Below are 20,811 nucleotides of genomic sequence, written 5' to 3'. Positions count from 1 at the left end.
GAGTCACTTAATTTTCCGACAAACTGTTGTTTTCATTTATTGAATTAATCCAGGTAATTATTTCTTGTTTTTGTACCTCATTAAGTATTGCATCGTGATGTAATAACGTGTAGGAACTTAAAGGCATATCACCCGATTTAATTTGTTTACTCATTGCTTCTAACTTGCTTTGTTGCTTTCGATTAGAATAACTGCCAAACTCATTAAAATTTAACTCTTTCTTTCCATCACTAATATGTGCTTCTACAAACATTCTGGCTGGTTGAACGTAATCATACCATAAATACTCAGTATTATTACTGTGGCAATCATAGCAAGATGTCTGGATTAGTTTTGAAATATTGTTTGGCGCATTGGTTATAATAAGAAAATCATTTGTATAATCCTGCCCTGGATTTTGATTCAGGGCAGGCTGATAGAATTGTATTGCTATCAATACCAAAAAAAGTGCAATGCCTACTTTTTTTAATTTCCTTTTCATTTTATAAGGTTTTTTTCAAACTACCACAAGTGAGCATTTGGGAACCATAGAAAGGGTTTTTGATTTCTTTGGTTTCACTAATCCAAATAGCACCTTTACCTTCGTTATACATAGGACAATAATCCTGATACAATTTTCGGTTCGTTCCAAACATTTTAATTAAATCATTTATGTCTTTACTAAGTATTGCAAAATGTTCACGTTGATGATCGATTTTTCCTGAATTGTCACCAATATGCTCAGCATGTTCCTTAGCATCGCCAGCAATGTCTGTATATTCCTTTTTCTGGGCAGCCGTTAAACCGGATGCGTCAGCGGAATTGAACGTTTTATACAATTCTTTACCTGCGGTGGCAGCACCGTTTGCATCATCTTTGGTGAGTGCATTCTTGATTTTTAGATAGTTTGCAATGATTTCGTCGGTAGAGAATGCAGATGTTGCATTTGCTGCAGTTTCATCAGCTGTGGGTTGAGCCGCATCATCATGGGTGCTATCATGGGCCGGCTGACCTTGTGCAACCGGCTCTGTTAATTCCATACCACATTTGGAGCATTTTTCTCCTTTTTTTCCTGTTACTTCCGGATGCATTGGGCAGGCAAATAATTGACTTGTACTCTCGGTACCTTCTGTTGCATTTGTTTCTGTTTCTTTAGCTTTGTTGTTACAAGAAACCATTGTCATTGCTAAAATAGCTGTTAAAAAAAGTGTTTTCATGATGTAATGTTTTTTAGTTATTATTAAATAATTTTTCATTTGTAGCTATGTTCAGTACCTTGTTCGTGGTAATGTTTAGTTATTTCTTTAGGAAAATGTTTAAGTTTTCTTTCTTTAGAAAACATAGTAGAGATTGATTTTCCTTTGACTTTAAAAGTTAAATAAATATCAGTATAGGCATATGCATTTATTTCATTTACAATAAAAGTATCCTTATCTACATTTGTCAATTCTACTTTTTTTGATTTCCCGTCGGCAAATATTAGTGTAGTTGTTCCTGTTATTTCAGAATTGCTGATTGGTGTCAATTTTTCATCATAAAAGAAAAAATATACTTTGTTATCCCTTATTAAAGTTTCGACATGATAACTTTTTACTTTTTTGATAATTCCATTATGAGGGCCATTAGAGTTGTTTCCGTTTTGTGCGAATAAATTCATGATTGGCATTATTGCAATTAATAGTGCAATAAGTATTTGGTTGCTTCTTTTTTCAGTTTTATTCATTATTCAATTTTTTAGAGTTAATTTTAAGAAATTGATTGAAGCTTAGCTTAATTTTTTATAAGCTTTGTAATATGAATAAGTTCCTATTGATGTATTAATAAAATCAATTTCACTTATCTCTTTAAATCCTGCATCAGAAATGTATTTTGTCAACAATCCGTTTACATTGTCAGTGGTAGTTTTGAAACCGTCTAGTAATTGAACTACGTAAAAGGAGAACCGCATCCATTTTGTTTTTGCTTTACCCCAATCTCCAATGATTAATTCTCCATTAGGCTTTAGTATCCTATTAATCTCCAGCAAGCACTTTAATTTTATAATCCTATCTAACTGATGAAAAACAAGAGAACTATAAACCTTGTCAAATGAGTTGTCTTCAAATGGTAACTTATCTCCATCATACAAAAAAAGTGGCGTTTCAATTCCTGCCTTATTTAATTTGTATTCAGCAATTGTCTTAATCTTGGGGTCGATGTCAATTCCTTGAATGTTACAATCAGGAAAGCGCTGTTTTAGAATAATGATGTTTTGTGCGGTTCCAAAACCAAACTCTAGTATTTTCTCATTCTTTTGAGGATTGACAAAATCTACTAGCTTATTTCTGAATTTTTTCTCAGGCATAGTTAATTTGATTGCTAAATCGTAATAATCACTCAAAAAATCATAACCTAATGCCGGAATAAATTTTGTTGTACTCATGGTGCTTTTATTTTGTTAAATCGAAAAAAGTATAGTACAGATTGAAATAAAATCCATTCGGTGCTGAACGTACCATTGAACTAATTAGTTCTTGGCGGTATGCTAAATCTAATCGCGCCTGACTATTGAAAATAAATTGTATTGCCGGCACAACGTCTAGATATGACTTCCCATTTTCATTGATAGTTTGCCCAACAAATTCCACCATTAGATTAATATTAGTTTGTTTGAAACTGGTATATTTTTTTGGATACATCAGTTTACCAAATGATAAAGTGTAGTTTGTAGCATTGTCGCCCATATTATCGGGAAACGGATAATCGGGTTTGTTGTCGAAGGCTTTTTCAAAACTTACAGATGAACTTATTGCCAGTTTTTTAATCAACTTAGTGGCTACAAATCCACCTTCGAAGCCTGTGTTGTGTCCTAAGATTTCTATTTGTTCCTGGTGAATGTCAGCATTATTGAAACTATATCTTCCAAATGCTGCCATCCGGAAGTGACTGTTCAAATCATCGGAGGAATAAAAACGATACTTTGTATAAAAACTGCCTCCCTCAGTAACGAGGTTATTACTACGGTTACTTATAAAGGCAGAAGCCCGGAACATGATGTTCTTGTTAAGTCCATAAGTTACTTCGGGCATGAAATGGTAATTATAGCCTGATTTCATTTCCTCTTTGAAAAGCGACTGCATCACATTAACTGCCAAAGAATTTGCCGGAACATTACTGGCCGGATCAGTTACCACGAATAACTCCTGACTAGTAATGTTTTGGCTGCTTATTGCAATTAAAAATAAAATAATCTTTCTCATTAATTCAGAATTTTAATGTGGAAATCATCTTCATTGTTTGAAGCATACGTTTCAACATTCTTGTATGATTTGGATAATTTTTTGAATTCCTTTTCAGTCACATAGCCTTTATCAACTACTTGAAATTGTATTTCACTCAAGTTATTTGGTTTGTCATTAACCAAAATATAAGGGGTTTGAGTTATAGTTTCCGGTTTTGCTGTTATCACTAATGTGCCGATAAAAAAACCTGCTTTTTCAACTTTTTCCTTAAATACTTTTGGGCTTAATGTATTGCCTTCAGTCAGCGTTACCGTAAACGTATTGGTGTTTAAATCGGTTTCTACATTAACTACTTCGGGCAATGTTTTTAGCTGTTTGTTTATGGCATTCGAACACATAGAACAAGTTAAACCCGTAGCCCTGATTTCGGCTTTTACTATTTGGGCGTTACTCTTTATTGAGAACATCAAAACGATTGATGCTACAATTACACGCACTTTATTTATTTTATTCATCTGTATTTAATATTTGTTTTTTAATTGAAGATAGAACGCCTACTAAATCTTCTTTATATCTAAATAATGTTAATAGGCGTTTCATTTTAATCTTTTATTAATTTTATTATTTCTTCTTCTGTTGGATTCTTCGCTATTAGAACACCTTCGCGGTTAAAAAGGTATTTGGACGGTAATTCATCTACTCCGAAAACTAAGGCGGCATTAGCATCAAATCCTTTAGGGTCTATCAATTGAGTGAATTTGATTTTATCTTTTTCAATTGCTTTGAGCCATTTGTTTGCATCAATGTCGATTGATATTCCAATTATTTCCATTTTATCCGGACTAACCTCATTGTGTAGTTTGACTAATTTTTTATTACCTAACCGGCAAGGCGCACACCAAGATGCCCAAAAATCGACAAGCACGTATTTTCCTTTAAAAGATGAGGTGTTTACATCGCTGTTGCTATTACTTTTTAGTGTAATTGATGGTATTGTATCACCTACTTTAATCTGTGCATTCATCGAAAGCGCGACCAATATTAATAGTGCTGTAAAGTATTTTACTTGATTTTTGAATAACATATTAGTACAATTATTTTTTATAAAACTAAGTCCTATGCCAACATAAGACTTAGTCTATTAAAGTGTTACATTTTTATAACAATCCCATTTGGCTTTCTTCCAACATTGATTGTTTTTGTTACTGAATGATTAGTGGTATTTACAACAGAAACTGTATTAGCAGTTTGATTGGTTACATAAGCAGTATTACCATCTGTTGTGAATGCAATTGCATGTGCACCGGCACCAGTATTAAATGAGCTTCCGTGCATCCACATATTCATTCCTGTATCCCAAGTCCAATAATGCACTTTTCCAGCCATTGGATCGGAAACCCATAATTCATTTTTAGGACCATTATATGATGCTATTCCCGGCATGAAGCCCAAAGTAATTGTTTCATCAACAGAGTTTGTAGCTACATCAATTACAGAAATAGTTTGTCCGTCTTCATTGTCAACATACATTTTACCATTGCTTCCTGTCCAGGCACCAACAGGATTATCTCCAACGGCAATAGTTGTAATTATCGCTTTTGTTGCCGTGTTTATCACTGTTATGCTATCATCATCACCATTTGCCACATAGGCTTTTGTACCATCTGAAGAAAATGTTAGTTCAGCAGCCATCATTCCGACATCGATTGTATTCAATAAGGCATTAGTTGTAGCATCATATACCAAGACTTTACTATTCATTTCATCCATTTGAGGTACCCAAATTTCATTTCCGTTGGGAGAGTAGATAGTATTGTGATTCATTAAGGGCAGGTTGATGTTTTTTACAATCGAACCATTCATAGCATCAATTACTAACAATTTTCCTGTCATACCTGATGTCATTAATCCCGAATGACCTGCACTCAAATCCATTCCCGGAACACCAATAGCTAGATGATCTTGGTGTGATGAAATGTGATGTGGCCACATAATCATATCTGAACCACTTCCCATTAATTCTATAGTTCCGGTTACTTCATTAGTACTTAACTTGACTACTGAAACGGAACCATCTTCTCCGTTTACAATGTATGCCGCAGGATAATCGACATTTAATGCCATATCCATATTGTCGTCGTTGTTATTACAAGAGGTTAAAAATAGTGCTCCAATGAATGAAGCTATCATTGATAAATTTTTCATATTTATTTTTTTAGGTTATTTAATAGTTTCTACTGTTTTTCCACAGTTTAACATCATTGACCCATAATATGGGTTTTTTACCGCGTTTTCTTTGCTCAACCAATTAGCCCCTTTACCATCGTTATACATTGGGCAGAATTGAAAGTAAACCGGTACTTCGTATTTTGTTGCCTTAATTAATGCGTATATGTCTTTTGATAATGTGGTAAAATGATCACGTTGGTGTTTTACATCTTTTGTATCAGCAATGTGTTCTGCATCTTCTTTTATTGGATTTAAAACCTTCATCCAAACCATGTGCACCTCCATATCAAGCTTGTCCATTTTGACATTATTTACAGCTGTTAAAAGTTCTTTTGAAGTTGCAGCTACTTTGGTTCCATCAGAAGTTATCAAAGCATCTTTCAATAAAAAATAATTATCAAATACAGCTTTTAATTGATTTTCATTTTGAATTACATTAGTAGTTGTTTCAGAATGGTTTCCATGATTGGAATGGTCATCGGTATTAGCAGTAGTTATGTTTTCTTTTTTTACAGGAACTTTTGCTACTCTATCGTATTGACAACATCCGTGAAGGCTATTGTAAACCTCATCAGGAGCTAGAAATTTATCGCTATCATAACCTGCTAACGCAATTCTTTTAAGTATTTCATCCTGATTTGTTAGACTAGCATCATAAGTTAATGTTGCCATTTGGGTTTCCTGGTTCCAATCGACTTTAGCAATTTTTTTAATACTTCCTGCTTTTTCGATTTTAGTTTCACACATTCCACAGTTACCATAGACTTTAACTGTTTCTATTTTTTCATTTTTTATTTGTGCGTTGATAGAAGTTGATAGCAACATTAGAGCTGCTACCATTATTTTTATAAATGAGCTTTTCATTTTTAAATAATGTTAGTAATCAAAGTGTTTTACCTTGATTGATTGATAAAATAAATTTGAATAAATAACAGTTGCGAAAGAAATAGAAATGCAAACCAAATAATGGTATAGCAAAATGTATTCTAAAACTGTTGTAAATTGGATAGCAAAACGCTATGAATTTGACACACTTATGGCTGTCAAAAATTGTATTTAGCTTATTTTAGGGATTAGCCAAATAGAATAAAAACCATCTGAGATTGATGGTGTTGCATATAAAAATTTAACTTTTCCTATTGAAGAATAGTTAAACATGTTAGCTTTAAAATTGATTTCTGATAAAAAACTTACTGAAGAAGGAGGGCAAGTTGAAGTACACCCACATTTTGAATGACCACAATTACCACCGCAACCCTTATTGTCTTTGTCTTTTGAATCGTCGTTAGCACAACAACTCTTTTTTTCTTTTTTGGCAGAAGATGCTTCTTTTTTACAAGCGTGTTTTTCTTTACCACTACCACAAGCAACAGCCTCATTAGGCATAAGGAATATGCCTAATAAAACTAAAAATATAAAGTGGTATCTTCTCATTTGAAAAATTATCAGCACAAATGTATCTAAATTTAATCAAATTATAATTAAAAATTTGTTAAAGCTTTGTGATTTCGTCAAGACTTTAAAATTAATATGACCCAATGTTATTTATTGGCGTTTATATCATCCAAATAATACTGCAAATCATAAAGGTAAATTAATTCATCATCTTCCTGCTCAGGTAATTGAGCCAGCTGGACGAAGTTGATATTTTCTGCCATTGATTTTTCGCCGAGCAAATCCTGAAGCATAATGTGGATTAAAGTTGGTAAATTTTTATTGTGTGAATAGATAGTGAAATTTTTCAGGTAAACAATCATATCTATTTTTTTAACGCCGTCATATTCAAAAGGGATAAATTTAAGTTCACTTGCTTTTAGGGTTAGATCCTGAAAAATGTATGGTTCGTCTATACCGGCTTCCATATCTTCAATATCCTGCCGTGGCTGGATAAGTGCGGTAAATTTCCAATCCCATAACCTTGGGGCCGTTTTTTCGAGCTCAATCGCCATATATAAAAGTTCCTGTTTTCCTGTGGCCGATATTATCAACTGCGTCTTTTTTTTCTTCGCTTTAGGAAATACAATTATATACTCAAGACCAGGAAAATAGAATTGTAAATGCCAATTCAGCCAAAACATATAATGTTTTTGTTCTTTATAGTCCAACCCCATAAGGTTTTTTAATTTGTTCTTGTGTTGGAGAAACCATTTCCAAAAATGGGTTGTTGCTTTATTACTCATAATTTTAAAATTTAGCGTTTGTCTTTAGTGTTATTATCGTAGGCTATTAGGTTGAAAAGTTCTCGCATCCGGCTTCTTACCCGGTTACCATACTGTGCTTCAATTTCGGACGCAGAAAGGTTTGTGGTAATGTGGGTTTGTATTCGACGGCTGATGTAGAGGTCATATCTACTCAATAGTATTTCGGCCATTACATTGCATTCGTTGCCATAGTATTTCAGATTATTTTCCAGTCCCAAATCATCGAAGCAATAAATTTTCGGGTCGAGCTGTTCTAATTTACCGCGACTGTATCTATGTATTACTTCATAACCATCCTTTATAAATTCAAAGCTGACGTCACGACATGGTTTGACGATGAATTTATATTCAACCGGGGTTAAGAACTTCATCAGGTTCATAAGTGATGTTTTACCACAACCTACAGGACCAGACATTAGTATTCCCTTGTTGAGGTTTATTCCCAGCTGAAAGCATGCCTGCTCGTCTTTTAGAAAATAGGCGATGAGTTTGTAGACTATCGGATGATCTTCTTCTATAATTTTGAAATGATTGCCATATAGTTCTTGGCCTTTTTTTTCTAGCCAATTGATTATTTCCGGATATGAGCGTTCTGTATTCATATTTGAGGTTAAAGAGGTTCCGCATAGTTTTTATTGCCAGAGATCAGGTGGTTCTGACTTGACCTCGTGCTGAATTTTTCAGCGTTGAGCATCCAGTTACTGGCTGCGGCCTGCCAGTCGGCCATAGGTGTTTTGCCTCCCACAAGCCAACCGATGCTTTTGAAATAATTGTAGAATTTGTTGGCTTCGAGTTCCGGAAAACTATGCTCCTGAAAATAGTTAAGGACATCCTTTAATTCCGGAATTACCTTTTCTTTTTGCCCGGAACTTTTTTCTTTTGGATTATCGTCCTGATTTATAAAACTGAATTTGACATCTTCTATTTTTTTTTTGGACTCGCCCAAGTTTACACTGTTTGAATTGTTTAAATCGTTTGTATTGTTTGTATTGTTTATATAAGGTACTACGACTTGTTCATTAACTAGTTTAGGGCTTGTTTCACTACTTGTCTGCAACTTGTCTACAACTTGTTTATCGACAGGTTTAAAATTTGAACTAGCATTTTTTGGTAAGGGCTTTAGATCATCGGAAAAATTGAATAAAAAAACGTGACTGCCTTTGAATGGATTATATGAAGGTTCATATTTAATGTAGCCCTGAGTGTGTAATGCTTTTAAGCATTTGTGATAAGTGGCTTTTGAGCTAATCTTACTAATTCTCATTATTTCATCACGGGAAATACTTATCGGATTCTTAAACCGGTTGTAATTCCAAAATTGAAACAATGACATGTATAGGCTTACATGTGTTGGATTCAATTGCCTGTCATTGGCGACTTTGTCAAAAAAGCCTGTGAGGTGTTTGATGTAATTCATTATTGAATTACTTTGAGTTGAATAATGTCCTTTCAGAGCTTACTTTGTTCTCGTCGAGAATTTTATCTATGTCCTTTTGGGCATAATAAATGATACCACCAATTTTTGTGTAGGATAATGTTTTGTTGATTCTTAATGTTTGGAGTGTTCCGGGAGAAATGTTTAAAAGCTTCCTGACTTCACCAGATTTAAGCCATTGCTTTGTTTGTTGTGCATTCCCTTTGAGTAATTCTTTTATATCTGAAAGCAGGAGTGAGCGAAATTCATTTAAATCTTCGCGGGTAATAACTTCGATTGCCATAACGGATGTTTTAGATTGTTATATTTTACCGATTAACACCCAAAATAACCTTAGTAAATTGGCCTTTTTCCCATTCTTCTTCAAAATAAAAATAAAACGTAGCCATGCTATGCTTGATTTTTCTTTATTGAATAAAGAAAAAAAGCCTCAATTTCTTTAAGGCAATTTTGAACATTAACCGGTAACGCAAAATTGTGGGGATTGATTTAATTTAAATCACAAGTCAATCACAAGTTGTGAAAGAAAAAAACACAATTTATTGGGAATAGTCTGCGGCTATTGACTTTTTTAATTTGTAAATAAAGTAGGTTGGTGTAATACCTGTTCGGACTTTGAATGCCCGAGTGAAGTTTTGGGTGGAACCAAAACCGGCTTCTTCACCTAATGCTTTGTTGGTGTAGTTTCTATATTTGCTTTCCTTTTTGAGGATTTCAATAATGTAATCCGTTTTTAAATCGGTTATGTAGTCAATAGTGCCTTTTCCGCGATGTTTAGCAATAACCTTGGTCACGTATTTTGTATTGGTATTTAGCAATGAAGCCATTTTTACCAACGTCATGTCTTTTTCTAAATACTTTTTGTTCAGCTCTAACTTCTCCAATCTTTTTAAAATACCGGCTTCAATATCGGGGCTTATTTCCTGAGTTGTTTGTTTATTGTTGCTTTCCGGAATTATCTGCTCAATTGCTTTCTGATTTGTAGCCACATCCAATACTATTTTCTCGTTTGTTTCATCAAGAATTCTTGGTTGGGTAGTATCGCGTTTCATTACTTCTTCAAACAGTCTTTTATTTTTGAAATGCCTGTATGCTAAATAGAGGATAATAAGCGCCATTAAAGTAATGATACCAAAACCGATGATTGTTCTGAATGTCATTGCATTTTCGATTTCCTGTTTTGATTTTAATAACTCTTTTGTATCATATTCCTTGACGATTTTTCGCAGCAGGTATTTGTAATTCTGGCCAAGTACGTGATCAACCCTCAACAGCTGATTGATGTAATATAATTGCGATTTAGTGTCACCTTTGTTTTTATAGTAATCTATAAGTATTTCATAGCTTTCACGTAAATCGGGACGAATGTATTTTTCCTTTTCAAATATGGCATCTACTTTTTTTAAATAGGATACTGCTTTCTGCTGCTGTTTAAGTTCCCAATACGATTTACCAATATAAAAGTATGCAACCGATTCATTTGCGAAATCCTTCAAGTTAGTAACACCCGGCAGTGCAGAAGTCAGCTTTTGAATTGCAACGGTATAGTTCCTTTTGCCACATTGATTAACACCTTCTGAATGGTCAAAATAGAATTCCATACCGGTATCTTCTAATTTTTTGCCCTCGTCAATACCCATTTGATTTGTGAGAGTACACCATTCATAATTTCCAATGCGATTATAGCACAATCCCAAGCAATGTATAGAGTTGAGGTATGCGCGGTCGTTCTCTTCCTTAAAATAATCGATGCATTCCCTAAAGAGTGAAATTGCTTCATCATAAAATCCTAAGTAATATTTTACTTGTGCTATACCATATTTGATTTTATAAATAAGATATTGATTGGTTGTCTGTGAAATATACTTATCAGCTATCAGGTAATTATCCAGGGCTTTTATCTGCTCCTTACAATCGTATTGAACAATTCCTTTGGTCATATACGCAGATCCAATCAATTCGATGTCCTTAGTTTGCTTAGCAGCAGCTACCATACTATCCGCATATAAAAGACGAAACTTCTTCTCGGCACTTAGAATTAATGCCTTATAGGCTAATGCCAATTGAGAATAGTTCTCTTTTTCTGTTTTGGCTTTCTGTAACCAAGCCTGCGCATATATTTTTGATTTAAACGGGTTATTCAGATTTGAGCTGAATCCATTGCTCAAATATTCGAAATCTTTGGACGTAAGTGTGTCACTACTCCTGATTGGCAGCTGTGCAACTGCACAATATGATATTAGCAATACTACTGAAAGTAAGTTTCTTTTTTGAATCATTTAATGGACTGGAAAAATCGCTAATTAAAAATTGCGATGGTGGCAAATTGCGAATAAATGTAAAAAAATAATCTAACAAAGCGTATTCAAAACAGCAATTTTCTTGGGAATATACTGACCACATTATAAGTCGCTGAAAGGTTGTTGTTTAATTAAAAAATAGGTGTGTGTCATTCGGGAATGACACTATTTTATATTCCCGAATGGTGCAACAGTTGGCTTGTGGGGCTCTAAGCACCCCATTAGTTTTGCCCTTGAATTCAAATGGATTTGTTATGAGCAAAGCCAAAAAACACTGTTCAAATTACCCCGGGCGAAATGAACTGATGAAAAAAAGTAATCAGTAACATTTAAACATTAACAACCATGAAAAAAATATATTCATGCCTACTTATCTTGACTTTTTTTACTTCCTGTACCAATGATTCAAGTACACATCAGGAAATTGATACAAACGCTAATGCAAACAGGGCCATCAATGAGCTATTGCCCTTAAATAATGCTAATCCTTATGATGCTGTTGGGCAGCTTCATGATGATCTATTTGAAACGTATTATGCCAATGAGAACCTTCCGGGTGATATTTCCGGAATTATCAATAGGGTTGAATCTATCGCAAATTCAAATAGCGTCTTTGCTGCTATGAAGGATGCCAATTACCAGGCAGTTTCCCAACAACGTGTCCAATATATTACAGAGCACGTAGCTACCAGTGTTGCTGATGTAATCTCGAATAGTTCTATGACGACTGCTGCCAAATTGAGTCTGACTGATTTTGTTAATTCCCTCATTGTTCTTTTTCCAACTGAACTTAATGGGGATGTTCTAAGTGATTTTGTAATAAAATATGAGAATGCAGTAATTGCCAATCCAATATTTACAACCAATGATAAAAGAATCATGTTAATTACCACTTCAATTGCGCGACACTCTACTTATATGGCACGAAAGAAACCCAAGAAGAATACTGACCCCGACTGGATAATATTTGTCGGTAATATTATTGCCGCAACAGAAGGTTCAGAAGATGGTTCTGCTAAAGCAGTAACAATGGCACTTGTTACTGGAATAGTACAGAATAAATAGGAAATTTATAGAGCAAGGTATAAGTGATGCTGAGAAATACCACCTTGTCTTAGCAAAGCTTAGCCACCCCTCTTAAATTGAGAGGGGGCTTTATTTTTTTTAAAACTATTAATTTTCATCGGCATCATCCATCCGAAGTATCAGCTTTTCTTTTAGTGTATTTAGGAATTTTGTCCTTTCGGATTTTCTTGCGCGAATTTCAAGAAATGTGCGGTTGAATTGTCCTAAATCGACATCAAAAGCGGATTCAAAAAAAGAGGTTACTTCTTTTAGTTCTGAAGCGCCGTTATTGAAAACACCCTCGGTGTGCAAGGCATATATCAATTCGACTAATGCTACTTTTGAACCGGTCCATTTTTGTTTTTTGCGAAAAGGTATAGCTGCCGTGTTTGGGAATTCTTTATTTTCTAATTTTGAAATCTCTGTTTCCAAATAGATTTTTATGGTATCGTTTGCCAAGATCCTTGCCACTTTATAATCGTGTGAAGTTGAAAACCGATGGTCTGCCTGAAAGTAAAAGCTATCGAGTGTGTGCCGGAGGTCGTGTTTGCCACGAATGAAATATTTATGGTCAAGGTTCCGGTTCCCGGTGCGGTAGTATCTGTAAAAATCTAAGTTTTCGGTGAAATAGGTTTCCAGTTTTGTTAACTCGGCATTGTAGTATTTGCGGATTGCTTTTTTGGAACCAAACGGTTTGTTGGTTTCTATATTATAGATGTCGTTGTAATAAATGAGTTTAGCTGCAAACTGTGGTTTTATATTCCGGAAAAAATCAATCTCTTCCGATTTGTTTTCGAACTGGTGGTTTAGAAACGTTGTTTTTAATTTTTCTAAAACTGTAATTAGTTTCTTTATCGCTTGCTCAGCATATTGGATTGGTTGTTCCGTTTCGGAATGGATGAATTTTAAATGATGCTCTAATTCAGATAGTAAGGGTTCAGAAAACAATTTCATTTGCGCCTTTTTTTGGATTTGATTAACTTCGTTCAGTTCGGTCATCGTTGGGCACGATGTACCTCGTGTGAGGCAAATCTATTGGAGTGAACTATTGGTTGCAAATGGTGTGGTGTTGGATTCCCGAATTGAATACAAGAATTCCCGAATTGAATAGCTCCTTTTTCTAGTTATGCGGTGATTAGATTTCATATTCACCGCAAAAATGCGGCGATAAATTTATAATCTTTAAAAATGTATAGTATTCTTCCTTCTGTCTCATTAATGGCCGTGTTTATTTTTCTTTTTTTTAGAGAAGTGAAACTAGACCATAAACGATATCTTGAAGCTGAACGATTAGCGGATGAGCATATACTTAGAGAAGTTGAGCGGTTTTTGAAAGAGCAGCATGATTATGAGAGTCAAAATACAGTGGCTGAAACAGAAAAGTTTTATGATGGAAAATTGTCAAGTAAACGAAGCAAAATACTTGACAAATATTATAATTAAACTTTGGCAAAAAAATGATTTTTGCCAAAGCTTAATTTAGTTTATTTGTTGAAAAGTGAAGTATATCTTTCCTCCAATAACATTCTATATTTTTCTTTGTATTCTGATGACAGGAAGGAGTTGTTTATCCATTCTAAGGCAATGGGTTTGTTTTTGAGGAATCGTTTTGCCATTCCGTTTAGCTGTTTGTCGTTTAGCCCTAATTTTTTACCTAATCGTTCAAAGTGTTCCCATTTTATTTTTTTCTTTTTGCCTTCGAGTGTCAGCGCTAATTCTTCTGTATCGTCGGGGTTTACTATGGCCACATTTAATAGGTCATACGCCGGTGCCAAGGACCAGGTATTACCCGAATTGATCATGGAAAAGTTTTTGAGGTGCATGTCGTTATTGCCTGTAAGGAAACTAAAAATTGCCAATTCCAAGAAGTACAATGTGTCTAATAAGGTGTTGCTTGAATGTTCTTCAAGGGCTTTCCCTACTTTTTCCATTGAGCTTTTGTATTTCTCCACGGCTTCGGTAATCTGAAACATATCGAGCATGTGGATTTTTTCTCCGGCTGCCGTGCGGTCAATGCGTTTTGTGATATAGGCCAGTTCTCCTGATTTTAACCTTATTAGACTTGACATTACGGTATTTATGCCAAAAGCTTCTGCCATGCGCATTGTTAAGTGTTCGTTTTCGGGCATTTCAGGATAATTCTCGGAAGGCGGTTTGAAGATATAGTTTCCGCCTAATGCGCCAACGACAGTCAACCGTCCTTTGTTGCCGTCCTGCATAGTAGTGCTAACCAACGATAAGGATAGTTTTGGCTGTACACCGGGAACGGCTACGCTACGCTCGACCACATTCTTTGCCAATTCTGCCATTTGTTTTAAAGTGTGTTCAAAAACAGGAGGCTGTTTGGTGCCAAAAAATGCCAGACTGCAGTGCTCGTGAAAATCATTTTCGTTTTCACTCAAAGGCTTGTAGCAATATAAACACTTATTCATTTTCTGTGAGTATTGGTTGTACACTTACGGCTCCGATGCAATTTTGACAACATGCCAATAACAGCCCCATACGGTCGTTTTGGTTGATTTTCCAGTTCTTGGAAGCGATGTCTAACAGCCAGCCCTCGGGAATTAAACCTTCGAAGAAAGCAAACAAACGTTTATCAGTATATGGTTTGTTACTTACCGGCATATCAAACGTTAAGAACTGATTAGGAAAGTTCTGTGCGTAATTATTGTCGTATTGGAAAATATATTCGCCTTCGTCAGTTTCTGTGAGGGTACCCGCCAATAGTTCTTTATAATAGATGGCTGCCTGTCTCATTCGGTTTCATTTTTAGATAACTCTCTTGTGTTGACCGGTGCTAAGGTATGCCCAAACATTTTGAGTACCTGATTGGCTTTTTCGAGATTTAGGTTTTCTTTGCCCTGTTCTATTTTTCGGATTACCGTAAGGGCTACACCAGCACGTTCGGCGAATGCCTCCTGTGTGAGATTTACTTCATTTCTTTTTTCCTTTACAAAAGTTGCTAGTGTTTTCATGGGTTCGCTTTGCTATTATTTTATATGCTTTTGCATATAATTATAATACAAATATATAAAATTATATGTAATTGCATATAGTTTTATATGAAATAGCGATTTTATATGTAATTGCATATAGTTTTATATAGAAATAACGTTTTTATATGCGATTGCATATAGAGGAAGACTTGACTTTGTCGAAAAAAAAGACTAACTTTACAGCACTTTATTAAAGTAATAAAGTGCACGCGCGATAGCACGGTTCTACTGAACCGTGCTATCAGTTTTTCATAGTGGATTGTCGTAGAGGTGAACTTTGTAATACCTGTGTATTTCTTTTATAAAGGCATTTGGAAGCCTTTGAATCCTATTCTTAATACTTTTAATTGAGTTGCTTATTATTGCGTTGATTGAATAATCAATACAAAAAATGGCAGCGAAGCTAATTATGCACGGTAACAATTTTTTCAATTTAAAACCAGAAAGTATCCAATTGATAATAGACACCCAAAAATATATAACTGTGGCGATTCTGAGAATCAAAAACAGGAAAATAACACTTAGAATTACCATCACTTCAAATTTGATATCGGTTATTGCAATGTGAAGAGGCTGGGCAGAAATGAAATTCTGTAAGACCGGTAAAAAAAACATGAAGACTGTGAGTAGTTTTTTGTTCACTAGCAATGAAATATTTCTTTAATGTAATGTGGATTGGATTTTATTCTTGATAGATCATTTGTTATACTATTCAAAATGAATTGCTTGTTAGAATAATCAATATTATTTAGAAGATTGTGATTGGAATTCGCATAATCTAAAACTCTATTGTTTGATAATTTGCAGGCTATATACTCCATACATTTTTTTAAATTTTCAGTAAGTGAAAAATCCCTGCCAAAATTATTTACAGATAGTGCTTCGATGCTTAATTGCTCTATGAGTAAATTATTTAAATCTAAATTGTTTCGATCTCTATACGATTTTAAAACCTTAATCACTTCTCTAACCTTTGGCCTATTTATGAGTAGGTTTTTCTGGATATCAATATTTGTTTTAAAAGTCTTTCCCTTCTGCCAGAAATAAGAGGGACGTACATATAAGTTTAAATTTTGATCTTCTTGGTAGTTTCCGATTTCTTTTCCATACACTACATCTACTTTATGAATGCCTTCAGTACCCTGAAAAGTTAGACTTGTAGCTCTTGTTCGTTTTGTGACAATTGCTTCTTCTTCAAATAATTCTTCGATTTTGCCATGTATCTGACTTGATAAATTTGACATATTTCCAAAATTATGTTCTTTTTTTATCGGTAAAACTATATCGGAATCGAAGGTTCCAGCAATAGCAGTCTTTTTAGGCAAAGATCCAACACTTTCAGGATAAGTAACGAGTTGGCCTGCAAATTCATCATACAACACGGCTTTAACTTCTTTAGTTATTGACTTTAATTCCTGCAATTTCGCAGGATTTGAATTCGCACTTTCCTCTACTAATATATCTTTAAGGAAAGCATCACTTGAAAATGGCTTTTTACTTTCTTCCTGAAAATTTCGTTTATAAATTTCGTTTCCGGCAAATCCTCCTGCAATTCCAAAAAGAGTCATTTTTTTAATAGTTTGTACTCCATTAAAGTTTTGCCAAGTCATCTTTTGTCCACTTTTCTTAAGTCGTTCCTTTTGTTGAAAATAATCAAGTATGCCGACGATACTTGCAGTGACTACAACCCCCGTAAATATATATTTATCTTGTTTTCTCATAATTATTCATTTTATTCAGGGTGCTCACCGCCGCCTTTCCATTCTCCAGTTGTATGCCATATCTCATAGTAATACAGCCATAAATAGGTCCACGGAATAATTGTAGCACTAATGTAATTCTTTCTTGTAAATTCTGCATACTTTGGCATATATAAACACAATGTTTCCTGTGAATACATGTGTGGTATTTTTTTATCTATACCATTCAATATCAAGACAGGGCTAAGAACCCTAACCTGAATAGGCTTTAATAAGTGGAACTTAATTTCAACTGTATATTTTTCGCTTCTGGGTGTTGGCTGAATAATTCCAACTGCCTTGAGTTGAAAAGCGTCAAAAGTGACCTTCCATGTTGTGTACTTTGCCCTTATTGCATTTACCTGCTGGACTATAGTTTTATCCCTATTCAAATTTTTAATCTTCATGACTTCCAAAAAATGTGTTCGATTTTATCGGAGCGATAACAGGCGCGATTAATGAACTGATTGTTTCCGTTTTTTTACCAATACCTAATTGATTGGAATTCCTTGCCTTATCAATAACGTCAGCTTGTGAAGTTTGTGCCTTTAAATACAAATCATCGCCAAATAAATCTTTAAGAATCCTTGCTTCGGTAATAATTCCGCTTTCCTTCTTAAGCTCCTGCCATTGGAAATACAGATGCTCACAGAATGCCTTAAACGCCTGATAGTACCTCGGTTCGTTTTCCCACTTATCTGTAAAATCTTCTTCAGAATTTACCGGATTTAAAACTTTGAGCCTTTCTGTATGATAAAGAGTGTGCTGCCTAATTTTATTGACAATGTTCTCTACTGTCAAGAATATGCTTTCCTCGCCATTATAATACAATCCAGCAATTGTTGTCAATATGATGCTTGATGTCTTGAACTCGTCGTCATCCTGAAAGTAAATATCGCGATACCTTTTAATTAATTGAACTCCACGTTGCAGCGGCTTTTTGTTTTCATAATCGTTTGATGGTAAATTTTCTGCTCGAAGGGCTTTCTCAAGAAGACTTACTTTGATGGTTGCCGCTTTGTTAAGAAACCATTTGCCGTATCCACGCGGATTGGTACTTACCCAAGAACCCAATAGTCGATCTGGAACGCGAAGTTTGTCTTCGTCCCATTCATTTTCCTGTATGCCTGGTAGAATATCCATGTGGAAATCTCCGGCATAGTTTAAGCGGATGCAACGGTTTTTCAATTCCATTTTTTCGTTGTAAACAGAATGTTCCGATAGCCTCCGTTTTAATTCGGCGTAGATTTTTTCAGGGGTGTGGTTACTCCACTGCGCTTTTATGTGTAGTGCGATATCTAAATCAAATTCATCCTGACCTATTGGCTTTACAGTGGTTCTGATGCGAACAGAGCCATGTGGATATAGTTCGTACTTAAAGGGCTTGAAAAACAGTTCGTCTGCTTCAATCCATTTTTTTATAGCTTCATAATGCTGAATCATTAAATCGTAACGTGTTTTATCCAGTTGTAATGATTCAGCCATCCTATCCAGTAGGTCATCTAACTGCACGTATTTGTCTTGAAATGGTATCATTTTGGTAATATTTTAAATGTATGTGGTAAAATTCTAACTCCGTTAACGGTTGCACCTTTTTTAATTTCTTCTGGGGTAACAAAGGCAATCTCAGGATTGGAGCTTAAAGCTTTTATTGCCTGCTTTTGCGCATCTGTTTCTAATCGTAGCTCAAATATATCTGCGTGTCTAAATTGATCAATCGGGTAATCATTATTTTTTAGGACTCCTTCGTGATGCTCACAGATGTAAGCATACTTAATATGCCTAAAATGTTCTGCCGGTAACAATCCCGGTTCAATCAGTTCCTCAAAAAACTCACGCCATGGGTCAATTTCACGATTTTTCCTGCTGTTAAACCATTTAAAAAATTCAATCAGGTTTTTACGTTTGTTTATTACAATCCGTAAATCGTTTTCAGTTGCATTATCACGAGGGACCTGATTGCATGGCACTATTCCAAGCTTGTCGAAATTCTCCCGATTTTCTTCCTTGAAATATTTGTAGGCGCCGCCGACAGGCTGAAAGCCGGTAAAGTCCTTTTTATGTCTTTTTATCAGCATGTATTTTCCATTATTTTCAATCCTGAAGAGGTAAGCTACTGTAACCCGAACCTGGGTATTTGGCTTCCATATTTTTGTAACCAGAAGTTTCCATCTCTTCTTGTTTTCATAAATAAATACAACCAAATCGATCAGGCTCGCTATGACTAGCCCCAATGCAATTTTAAAGACCGTACTTTGTAGATCGCCCGTTAAAAGAACGGCACAGGATATCAGTCCTATAGCGCCAATAACGAAATTTATTTTACCTTTAGCACTCATTGTTTATCCTCTTGGTGGAAAGTTGTCTTTGCCATAAGTATTGCGCTCTCTGATTTTCCCGTTTCGACTGTGAATAAGCATTTCTGATCCCTGATTAATTGCAATTCTTCTTGCTATTTTGATAGCTTGTGACTGGGTTCGAACGACGCGTGTAAGCTTTCCGTTTCCTGCTCCTCTAATGCCCCAAGCTTTGCCTTTTGGCACAACGTGTTGATTTTTTTTGCTCATGATGTGATTTTTTTGTAAATTAGTGATACATTTGTTTCATATATAAGACAAATAGTTGTTCTGTTGCACAAATATAAATAGAAATTTTATATGTTGCACTAATGAAACACTGTTTAATACATAAAACTTATCAACATGCATACAACACTTAATACAGACCTACTTGCAGGAATGTTAAAGAGTAAAAGGGCTGGTAAAGGTTTAAGAGCAATTGCAGGTGAAATTGGTAATGTTAGCGCCGCAACATTATCGAGAATCGAGCAAGGAAAAATACCAGATGTCGATACGTTTATAAGTATCTGCAATTGGCTGAAGGTTCCGACTGACACTTTTATTCTAGGAGAGACCGCCAACAATGCCATATCCAATAAAGACCACGTTTTAGCCCATCTTAGGGCCGAAAAAGAATTGAGCCAAGATACTGTCAATATGCTTATCAGAATGATTGATATGGCTTACGAAACTAAATAGCAAATTACTTGGCTACATCGACTACACTAAAAAGAGGATTTAAGGCAAAGGCTGAACGTATCGCGACCGAATACCGCGAGAAGCTTGGCATTCACCCGTGTGCGCCATTATGTGCATTTGCCTTAGCAAAATTTTTAGATATAAAAGTCCATGATGCAACTCATTTCCTTTCCGGATTAGATGATGTCAATCGATTATCAGGGCTAGACGGGAGTGATTGTGGTTGGAGTGCCTTGACCATGAAAGACAAAGACGGTAAGCGATTAATTATCCATAATCCTTTTCATACTCCTGCCCGGCAACAGAGTAATATTATGCATGAAATAGCCCATATTTTATGTGAACACAAGAAAAAACCACTTCCGGAAGGAGTTAATTTACCATTTGGCATGAGAGATTTTGACAAGGAACAAGAAGATGAAGCAATTTATCTTGGAGCAACACTACAACTCTCCCGACCTTGTTTGCTATGGGCAAGAAAAACTAAAATGACTAATGCGGAAATTGCTAATTACTACAACGCGAGCGCTGAAATGGTTAATTTTAGAATAGCATCTACAGGTGTAAACAAACAGTATTTTCCACAGAAGCAAAGATTCTAGTTGCTT

The 20,811-nt window shown here is 35.1% G+C and carries 28 protein-coding genes; 4 read left to right on the top strand and 24 right to left on the bottom strand.

Annotated features, from left to right (window positions below):
- Positions 1 to 7: 7 nt before the first annotated feature.
- From P1K33_RS11840 to P1K33_RS11770, 15 genes are all read right to left on the bottom strand, one after another.
- Entirely contained in the window at positions 8 to 481 is a 474-nt protein-coding gene (locus P1K33_RS11840; protein WP_284653188.1) for a heme-binding domain-containing protein, read from the bottom strand.
- A 1-nt stretch (position 482) separates the two neighbouring features.
- Positions 483 to 1,196, bottom strand: coding sequence for a DUF3347 domain-containing protein (locus P1K33_RS11835; RefSeq protein ID WP_350028976.1), 714 nt, complete (start codon positions 1,194 to 1,196; stop codon positions 483 to 485).
- A 35-nt stretch (positions 1,197 to 1,231) separates the two neighbouring features.
- Positions 1,232 to 1,702: a hypothetical protein gene (locus P1K33_RS11830; RefSeq protein WP_284653187.1), complete on the bottom strand. Its 471-nt coding sequence runs from the start codon at positions 1,700 to 1,702 to the stop codon at positions 1,232 to 1,234.
- 42 nt (positions 1,703 to 1,744) lie between these two features.
- Positions 1,745 to 2,401, bottom strand: coding sequence for a class I SAM-dependent methyltransferase (locus P1K33_RS11825; RefSeq protein ID WP_284653186.1), 657 nt, complete (start codon positions 2,399 to 2,401; stop codon positions 1,745 to 1,747).
- A 7-nt stretch (positions 2,402 to 2,408) separates the two neighbouring features.
- A complete protein-coding gene (locus P1K33_RS11820) occupies positions 2,409 to 3,218 on the bottom strand; it encodes a hypothetical protein (RefSeq protein ID WP_284651629.1) in 810 nt (269 codons plus the stop codon).
- Positions 3,218 to 3,715 (bottom strand): heavy-metal-associated domain-containing protein, encoded by a 498-nt coding sequence (locus P1K33_RS11815; RefSeq protein WP_284653185.1) that lies wholly within the window; start codon positions 3,713 to 3,715, stop codon positions 3,218 to 3,220. Before P1K33_RS11815 ends, P1K33_RS11820 begins: the two co-directional genes overlap by 1 nt.
- Before the next feature lie 86 nt (positions 3,716 to 3,801).
- Entirely contained in the window at positions 3,802 to 4,284 is a 483-nt protein-coding gene (locus tag P1K33_RS11810) for a TlpA family protein disulfide reductase (RefSeq protein WP_284653184.1), read from the bottom strand.
- Positions 4,285 to 4,349: 65 nt separating this feature from the next.
- Complete coding sequence (locus P1K33_RS11805) at positions 4,350 to 5,405, bottom strand: YncE family protein (RefSeq protein ID WP_284653183.1); 1,056 nt, start codon at positions 5,403 to 5,405, stop codon at positions 4,350 to 4,352.
- A gap of 15 nt (positions 5,406 to 5,420) precedes the next feature.
- Positions 5,421 to 6,293, bottom strand: a complete 873-nt coding sequence (locus P1K33_RS11800; protein WP_284653182.1) for a DUF3347 domain-containing protein — start codon at positions 6,291 to 6,293, stop codon at positions 5,421 to 5,423.
- Between the two features lie 192 nt (positions 6,294 to 6,485).
- The gene (locus P1K33_RS11795; protein WP_284653181.1) at positions 6,486 to 6,863 is read right to left on the bottom strand and encodes a hypothetical protein; all 378 of its coding nucleotides are present in this window, start codon (positions 6,861 to 6,863) and stop codon (positions 6,486 to 6,488) included.
- Positions 6,864 to 6,970: 107 nt separating this feature from the next.
- Positions 6,971 to 7,609, bottom strand: coding sequence for a hypothetical protein (locus P1K33_RS11790; protein ID WP_284653180.1), 639 nt, complete (start codon positions 7,607 to 7,609; stop codon positions 6,971 to 6,973).
- Between the two features lie 11 nt (positions 7,610 to 7,620).
- Positions 7,621 to 8,046 (bottom strand): ATP-binding protein, encoded by a 426-nt coding sequence (locus tag P1K33_RS11785; protein WP_284653179.1) that lies wholly within the window; start codon positions 8,044 to 8,046, stop codon positions 7,621 to 7,623.
- 194 nt (positions 8,047 to 8,240) lie between these two features.
- On the bottom strand, positions 8,241 to 9,047 hold the full coding sequence (locus P1K33_RS11780) for a transcriptional regulator (protein WP_284653178.1): 807 nt from the start codon (positions 9,045 to 9,047) through the stop codon (positions 8,241 to 8,243).
- A 7-nt stretch (positions 9,048 to 9,054) separates the two neighbouring features.
- On the bottom strand, positions 9,055 to 9,348 hold the full coding sequence (locus P1K33_RS11775; RefSeq protein ID WP_284653177.1) for a helix-turn-helix domain-containing protein: 294 nt from the start codon (positions 9,346 to 9,348) through the stop codon (positions 9,055 to 9,057).
- Positions 9,349 to 9,604: 256 nt separating this feature from the next.
- Positions 9,605 to 11,344 carry an AraC family transcriptional regulator gene (locus P1K33_RS11770; protein ID WP_284653176.1) on the bottom strand — a complete coding sequence of 580 codons (1,740 nt, stop codon included), beginning with the start codon at positions 11,342 to 11,344 and terminating at the stop codon, positions 9,605 to 9,607.
- A 366-nt stretch (positions 11,345 to 11,710) separates the two neighbouring features.
- Here P1K33_RS11770 and P1K33_RS11765 point away from each other — a divergent pair, with 366 nt between their 5' ends.
- On the top strand, positions 11,711 to 12,430 hold the full coding sequence (locus P1K33_RS11765; protein WP_284653175.1) for a hypothetical protein: 720 nt from the start codon (positions 11,711 to 11,713) through the stop codon (positions 12,428 to 12,430).
- 108 nt (positions 12,431 to 12,538) lie between these two features.
- On the opposite strand, the gene P1K33_RS11760 is transcribed toward P1K33_RS11765, so the two are convergent.
- Positions 12,539 to 13,384 carry an RteC domain-containing protein gene (locus P1K33_RS11760; protein WP_284653174.1) on the bottom strand — a complete coding sequence of 282 codons (846 nt, stop codon included), beginning with the start codon at positions 13,382 to 13,384 and terminating at the stop codon, positions 12,539 to 12,541.
- Between the two features lie 234 nt (positions 13,385 to 13,618).
- Here P1K33_RS11760 and P1K33_RS11755 point away from each other — a divergent pair, with 234 nt between their 5' ends.
- Positions 13,619 to 13,873, top strand: coding sequence for a hypothetical protein (locus tag P1K33_RS11755; protein WP_284653173.1), 255 nt, complete (start codon positions 13,619 to 13,621; stop codon positions 13,871 to 13,873).
- Positions 13,874 to 13,914: 41 nt separating this feature from the next.
- Here the strand turns inward: P1K33_RS11755 and P1K33_RS11750 are convergent, their stop codons facing one another.
- From P1K33_RS11750 to P1K33_RS11715, 8 genes are all read right to left on the bottom strand, one after another.
- Positions 13,915 to 14,862, bottom strand: coding sequence for a HipA domain-containing protein (locus tag P1K33_RS11750; RefSeq protein ID WP_284653172.1), 948 nt, complete (start codon positions 14,860 to 14,862; stop codon positions 13,915 to 13,917).
- Positions 14,855 to 15,187 (bottom strand): HipA N-terminal domain-containing protein, encoded by a 333-nt coding sequence (locus P1K33_RS11745; RefSeq protein WP_284653171.1) that lies wholly within the window; start codon positions 15,185 to 15,187, stop codon positions 14,855 to 14,857. Before P1K33_RS11745 ends, P1K33_RS11750 begins: the two co-directional genes overlap by 8 nt.
- A complete protein-coding gene (locus P1K33_RS11740; RefSeq protein ID WP_284653170.1) occupies positions 15,184 to 15,405 on the bottom strand; it encodes a helix-turn-helix domain-containing protein in 222 nt (73 codons plus the stop codon). Before P1K33_RS11740 ends, P1K33_RS11745 begins: the two co-directional genes overlap by 4 nt.
- Before the next feature lie 662 nt (positions 15,406 to 16,067).
- The gene (locus P1K33_RS11735) at positions 16,068 to 17,147 is read right to left on the bottom strand and encodes a nucleotidyltransferase family protein (RefSeq protein WP_284653169.1); all 1,080 of its coding nucleotides are present in this window, start codon (positions 17,145 to 17,147) and stop codon (positions 16,068 to 16,070) included.
- An 11-nt stretch (positions 17,148 to 17,158) separates the two neighbouring features.
- Entirely contained in the window at positions 17,159 to 17,572 is a 414-nt protein-coding gene (locus P1K33_RS11730; protein WP_284653168.1) for a type II CBASS E2 protein, read from the bottom strand.
- Positions 17,562 to 18,701, bottom strand: a complete 1,140-nt coding sequence (locus P1K33_RS11725) for a nucleotidyltransferase domain-containing protein (protein WP_284653167.1) — start codon at positions 18,699 to 18,701, stop codon at positions 17,562 to 17,564. The genes P1K33_RS11730 and P1K33_RS11725 overlap by 11 nt, the downstream gene beginning before the upstream one ends.
- A complete protein-coding gene (locus tag P1K33_RS11720) occupies positions 18,698 to 19,504 on the bottom strand; it encodes an SMODS-associated NUDIX domain-containing protein (protein WP_284653166.1) in 807 nt (268 codons plus the stop codon). The genes P1K33_RS11725 and P1K33_RS11720 overlap by 4 nt, the downstream gene beginning before the upstream one ends.
- 3 nt (positions 19,505 to 19,507) lie before the next feature.
- Positions 19,508 to 19,732: a DUF2188 domain-containing protein gene (locus tag P1K33_RS11715; protein WP_284653165.1), complete on the bottom strand. Its 225-nt coding sequence runs from the start codon at positions 19,730 to 19,732 to the stop codon at positions 19,508 to 19,510.
- Between the two features lie 135 nt (positions 19,733 to 19,867).
- Between P1K33_RS11715 and P1K33_RS11710 the strand changes: the two genes are divergently transcribed.
- Complete coding sequence (locus P1K33_RS11710) at positions 19,868 to 20,203, top strand: helix-turn-helix domain-containing protein (RefSeq protein ID WP_284653164.1); 336 nt, start codon at positions 19,868 to 19,870, stop codon at positions 20,201 to 20,203.
- 8 nt (positions 20,204 to 20,211) lie between these two features.
- A complete protein-coding gene (locus tag P1K33_RS11705) occupies positions 20,212 to 20,805 on the top strand; it encodes an ImmA/IrrE family metallo-endopeptidase (protein WP_284653163.1) in 594 nt (197 codons plus the stop codon).
- Positions 20,806 to 20,811 lie beyond the last annotated feature (6 nt).

Source organism: Flavobacterium terrisoli (assembly GCF_030167905.1).
In the GTDB taxonomy this organism is placed as follows: Bacteria; Bacteroidota; Bacteroidia; order Flavobacteriales; family Flavobacteriaceae; genus Flavobacterium; species Flavobacterium terrisoli.
Note: the sequence above shows the minus strand (reverse complement) of the source record. Positions and strands in the feature narration are given on the sequence as shown.

Excerpts from the sequence above, each read along its gene's own strand:
- P1K33_RS11840 (WP_284653188.1), bottom strand. The coding sequence starts at position 481 with ATGAAAAGGAAATTAAAAAAAGTAGGCATTGCACTTTTTTTGGTATTG.
- P1K33_RS11835 (WP_350028976.1), bottom strand. The coding sequence starts at position 1,196 with ATGAAAACACTTTTTTTAACAGCTATTTTAGCAATGACAATGGTTTCT.
- P1K33_RS11830 (WP_284653187.1), bottom strand. The coding sequence starts at position 1,702 with ATGAATAAAACTGAAAAAAGAAGCAACCAAATACTTATTGCACTATTA.
- P1K33_RS11825 (WP_284653186.1), bottom strand. The coding sequence starts at position 2,401 with ATGAGTACAACAAAATTTATTCCGGCATTAGGTTATGATTTTTTGAGT.
- P1K33_RS11820 (WP_284651629.1), bottom strand. The coding sequence starts at position 3,218 with ATGAGAAAGATTATTTTATTTTTAATTGCAATAAGCAGCCAAAACATT.
- P1K33_RS11815 (WP_284653185.1), bottom strand. The coding sequence starts at position 3,715 with ATGAATAAAATAAATAAAGTGCGTGTAATTGTAGCATCAATCGTTTTG.
- P1K33_RS11810 (WP_284653184.1), bottom strand. The coding sequence starts at position 4,284 with ATGTTATTCAAAAATCAAGTAAAATACTTTACAGCACTATTAATATTG.
- P1K33_RS11805 (WP_284653183.1), bottom strand. The coding sequence starts at position 5,405 with ATGAAAAATTTATCAATGATAGCTTCATTCATTGGAGCACTATTTTTA.
- P1K33_RS11800 (WP_284653182.1), bottom strand. The coding sequence starts at position 6,293 with ATGAAAAGCTCATTTATAAAAATAATGGTAGCAGCTCTAATGTTGCTA.
- P1K33_RS11795 (WP_284653181.1), bottom strand. The coding sequence starts at position 6,863 with ATGAGAAGATACCACTTTATATTTTTAGTTTTATTAGGCATATTCCTT.
- P1K33_RS11790 (WP_284653180.1), bottom strand. The coding sequence starts at position 7,609 with ATGAGTAATAAAGCAACAACCCATTTTTGGAAATGGTTTCTCCAACAC.
- P1K33_RS11785 (WP_284653179.1), bottom strand. The coding sequence starts at position 8,046 with ATGTCTGGTCCTGTAGGTTGTGGTAAAACATCACTTATGAACCTGATG.
- P1K33_RS11780 (WP_284653178.1), bottom strand. The coding sequence starts at position 9,047 with ATGAATTACATCAAACACCTCACAGGCTTTTTTGACAAAGTCGCCAAT.
- P1K33_RS11775 (WP_284653177.1), bottom strand. The coding sequence starts at position 9,348 with ATGGCAATCGAAGTTATTACCCGCGAAGATTTAAATGAATTTCGCTCA.
- P1K33_RS11770 (WP_284653176.1), bottom strand. The coding sequence starts at position 11,344 with ATGATTCAAAAAAGAAACTTACTTTCAGTAGTATTGCTAATATCATAT.
- P1K33_RS11765 (WP_284653175.1), top strand. The coding sequence starts at position 11,711 with ATGAAAAAAATATATTCATGCCTACTTATCTTGACTTTTTTTACTTCC.
- P1K33_RS11760 (WP_284653174.1), bottom strand. The coding sequence starts at position 13,384 with ATGAAATTGTTTTCTGAACCCTTACTATCTGAATTAGAGCATCATTTA.
- P1K33_RS11755 (WP_284653173.1), top strand. The coding sequence starts at position 13,619 with ATGTATAGTATTCTTCCTTCTGTCTCATTAATGGCCGTGTTTATTTTT.
- P1K33_RS11750 (WP_284653172.1), bottom strand. The coding sequence starts at position 14,862 with ATGAATAAGTGTTTATATTGCTACAAGCCTTTGAGTGAAAACGAAAAT.
- P1K33_RS11745 (WP_284653171.1), bottom strand. The coding sequence starts at position 15,187 with ATGAGACAGGCAGCCATCTATTATAAAGAACTATTGGCGGGTACCCTC.
- P1K33_RS11740 (WP_284653170.1), bottom strand. The coding sequence starts at position 15,405 with ATGAAAACACTAGCAACTTTTGTAAAGGAAAAAAGAAATGAAGTAAAT.
- P1K33_RS11735 (WP_284653169.1), bottom strand. The coding sequence starts at position 17,147 with ATGAGAAAACAAGATAAATATATATTTACGGGGGTTGTAGTCACTGCA.
- P1K33_RS11730 (WP_284653168.1), bottom strand. The coding sequence starts at position 17,572 with ATGAAGATTAAAAATTTGAATAGGGATAAAACTATAGTCCAGCAGGTA.
- P1K33_RS11725 (WP_284653167.1), bottom strand. The coding sequence starts at position 18,701 with ATGATACCATTTCAAGACAAATACGTGCAGTTAGATGACCTACTGGAT.
- P1K33_RS11720 (WP_284653166.1), bottom strand. The coding sequence starts at position 19,504 with ATGAGTGCTAAAGGTAAAATAAATTTCGTTATTGGCGCTATAGGACTG.
- P1K33_RS11715 (WP_284653165.1), bottom strand. The coding sequence starts at position 19,732 with ATGAGCAAAAAAAATCAACACGTTGTGCCAAAAGGCAAAGCTTGGGGC.
- P1K33_RS11710 (WP_284653164.1), top strand. The coding sequence starts at position 19,868 with ATGCATACAACACTTAATACAGACCTACTTGCAGGAATGTTAAAGAGT.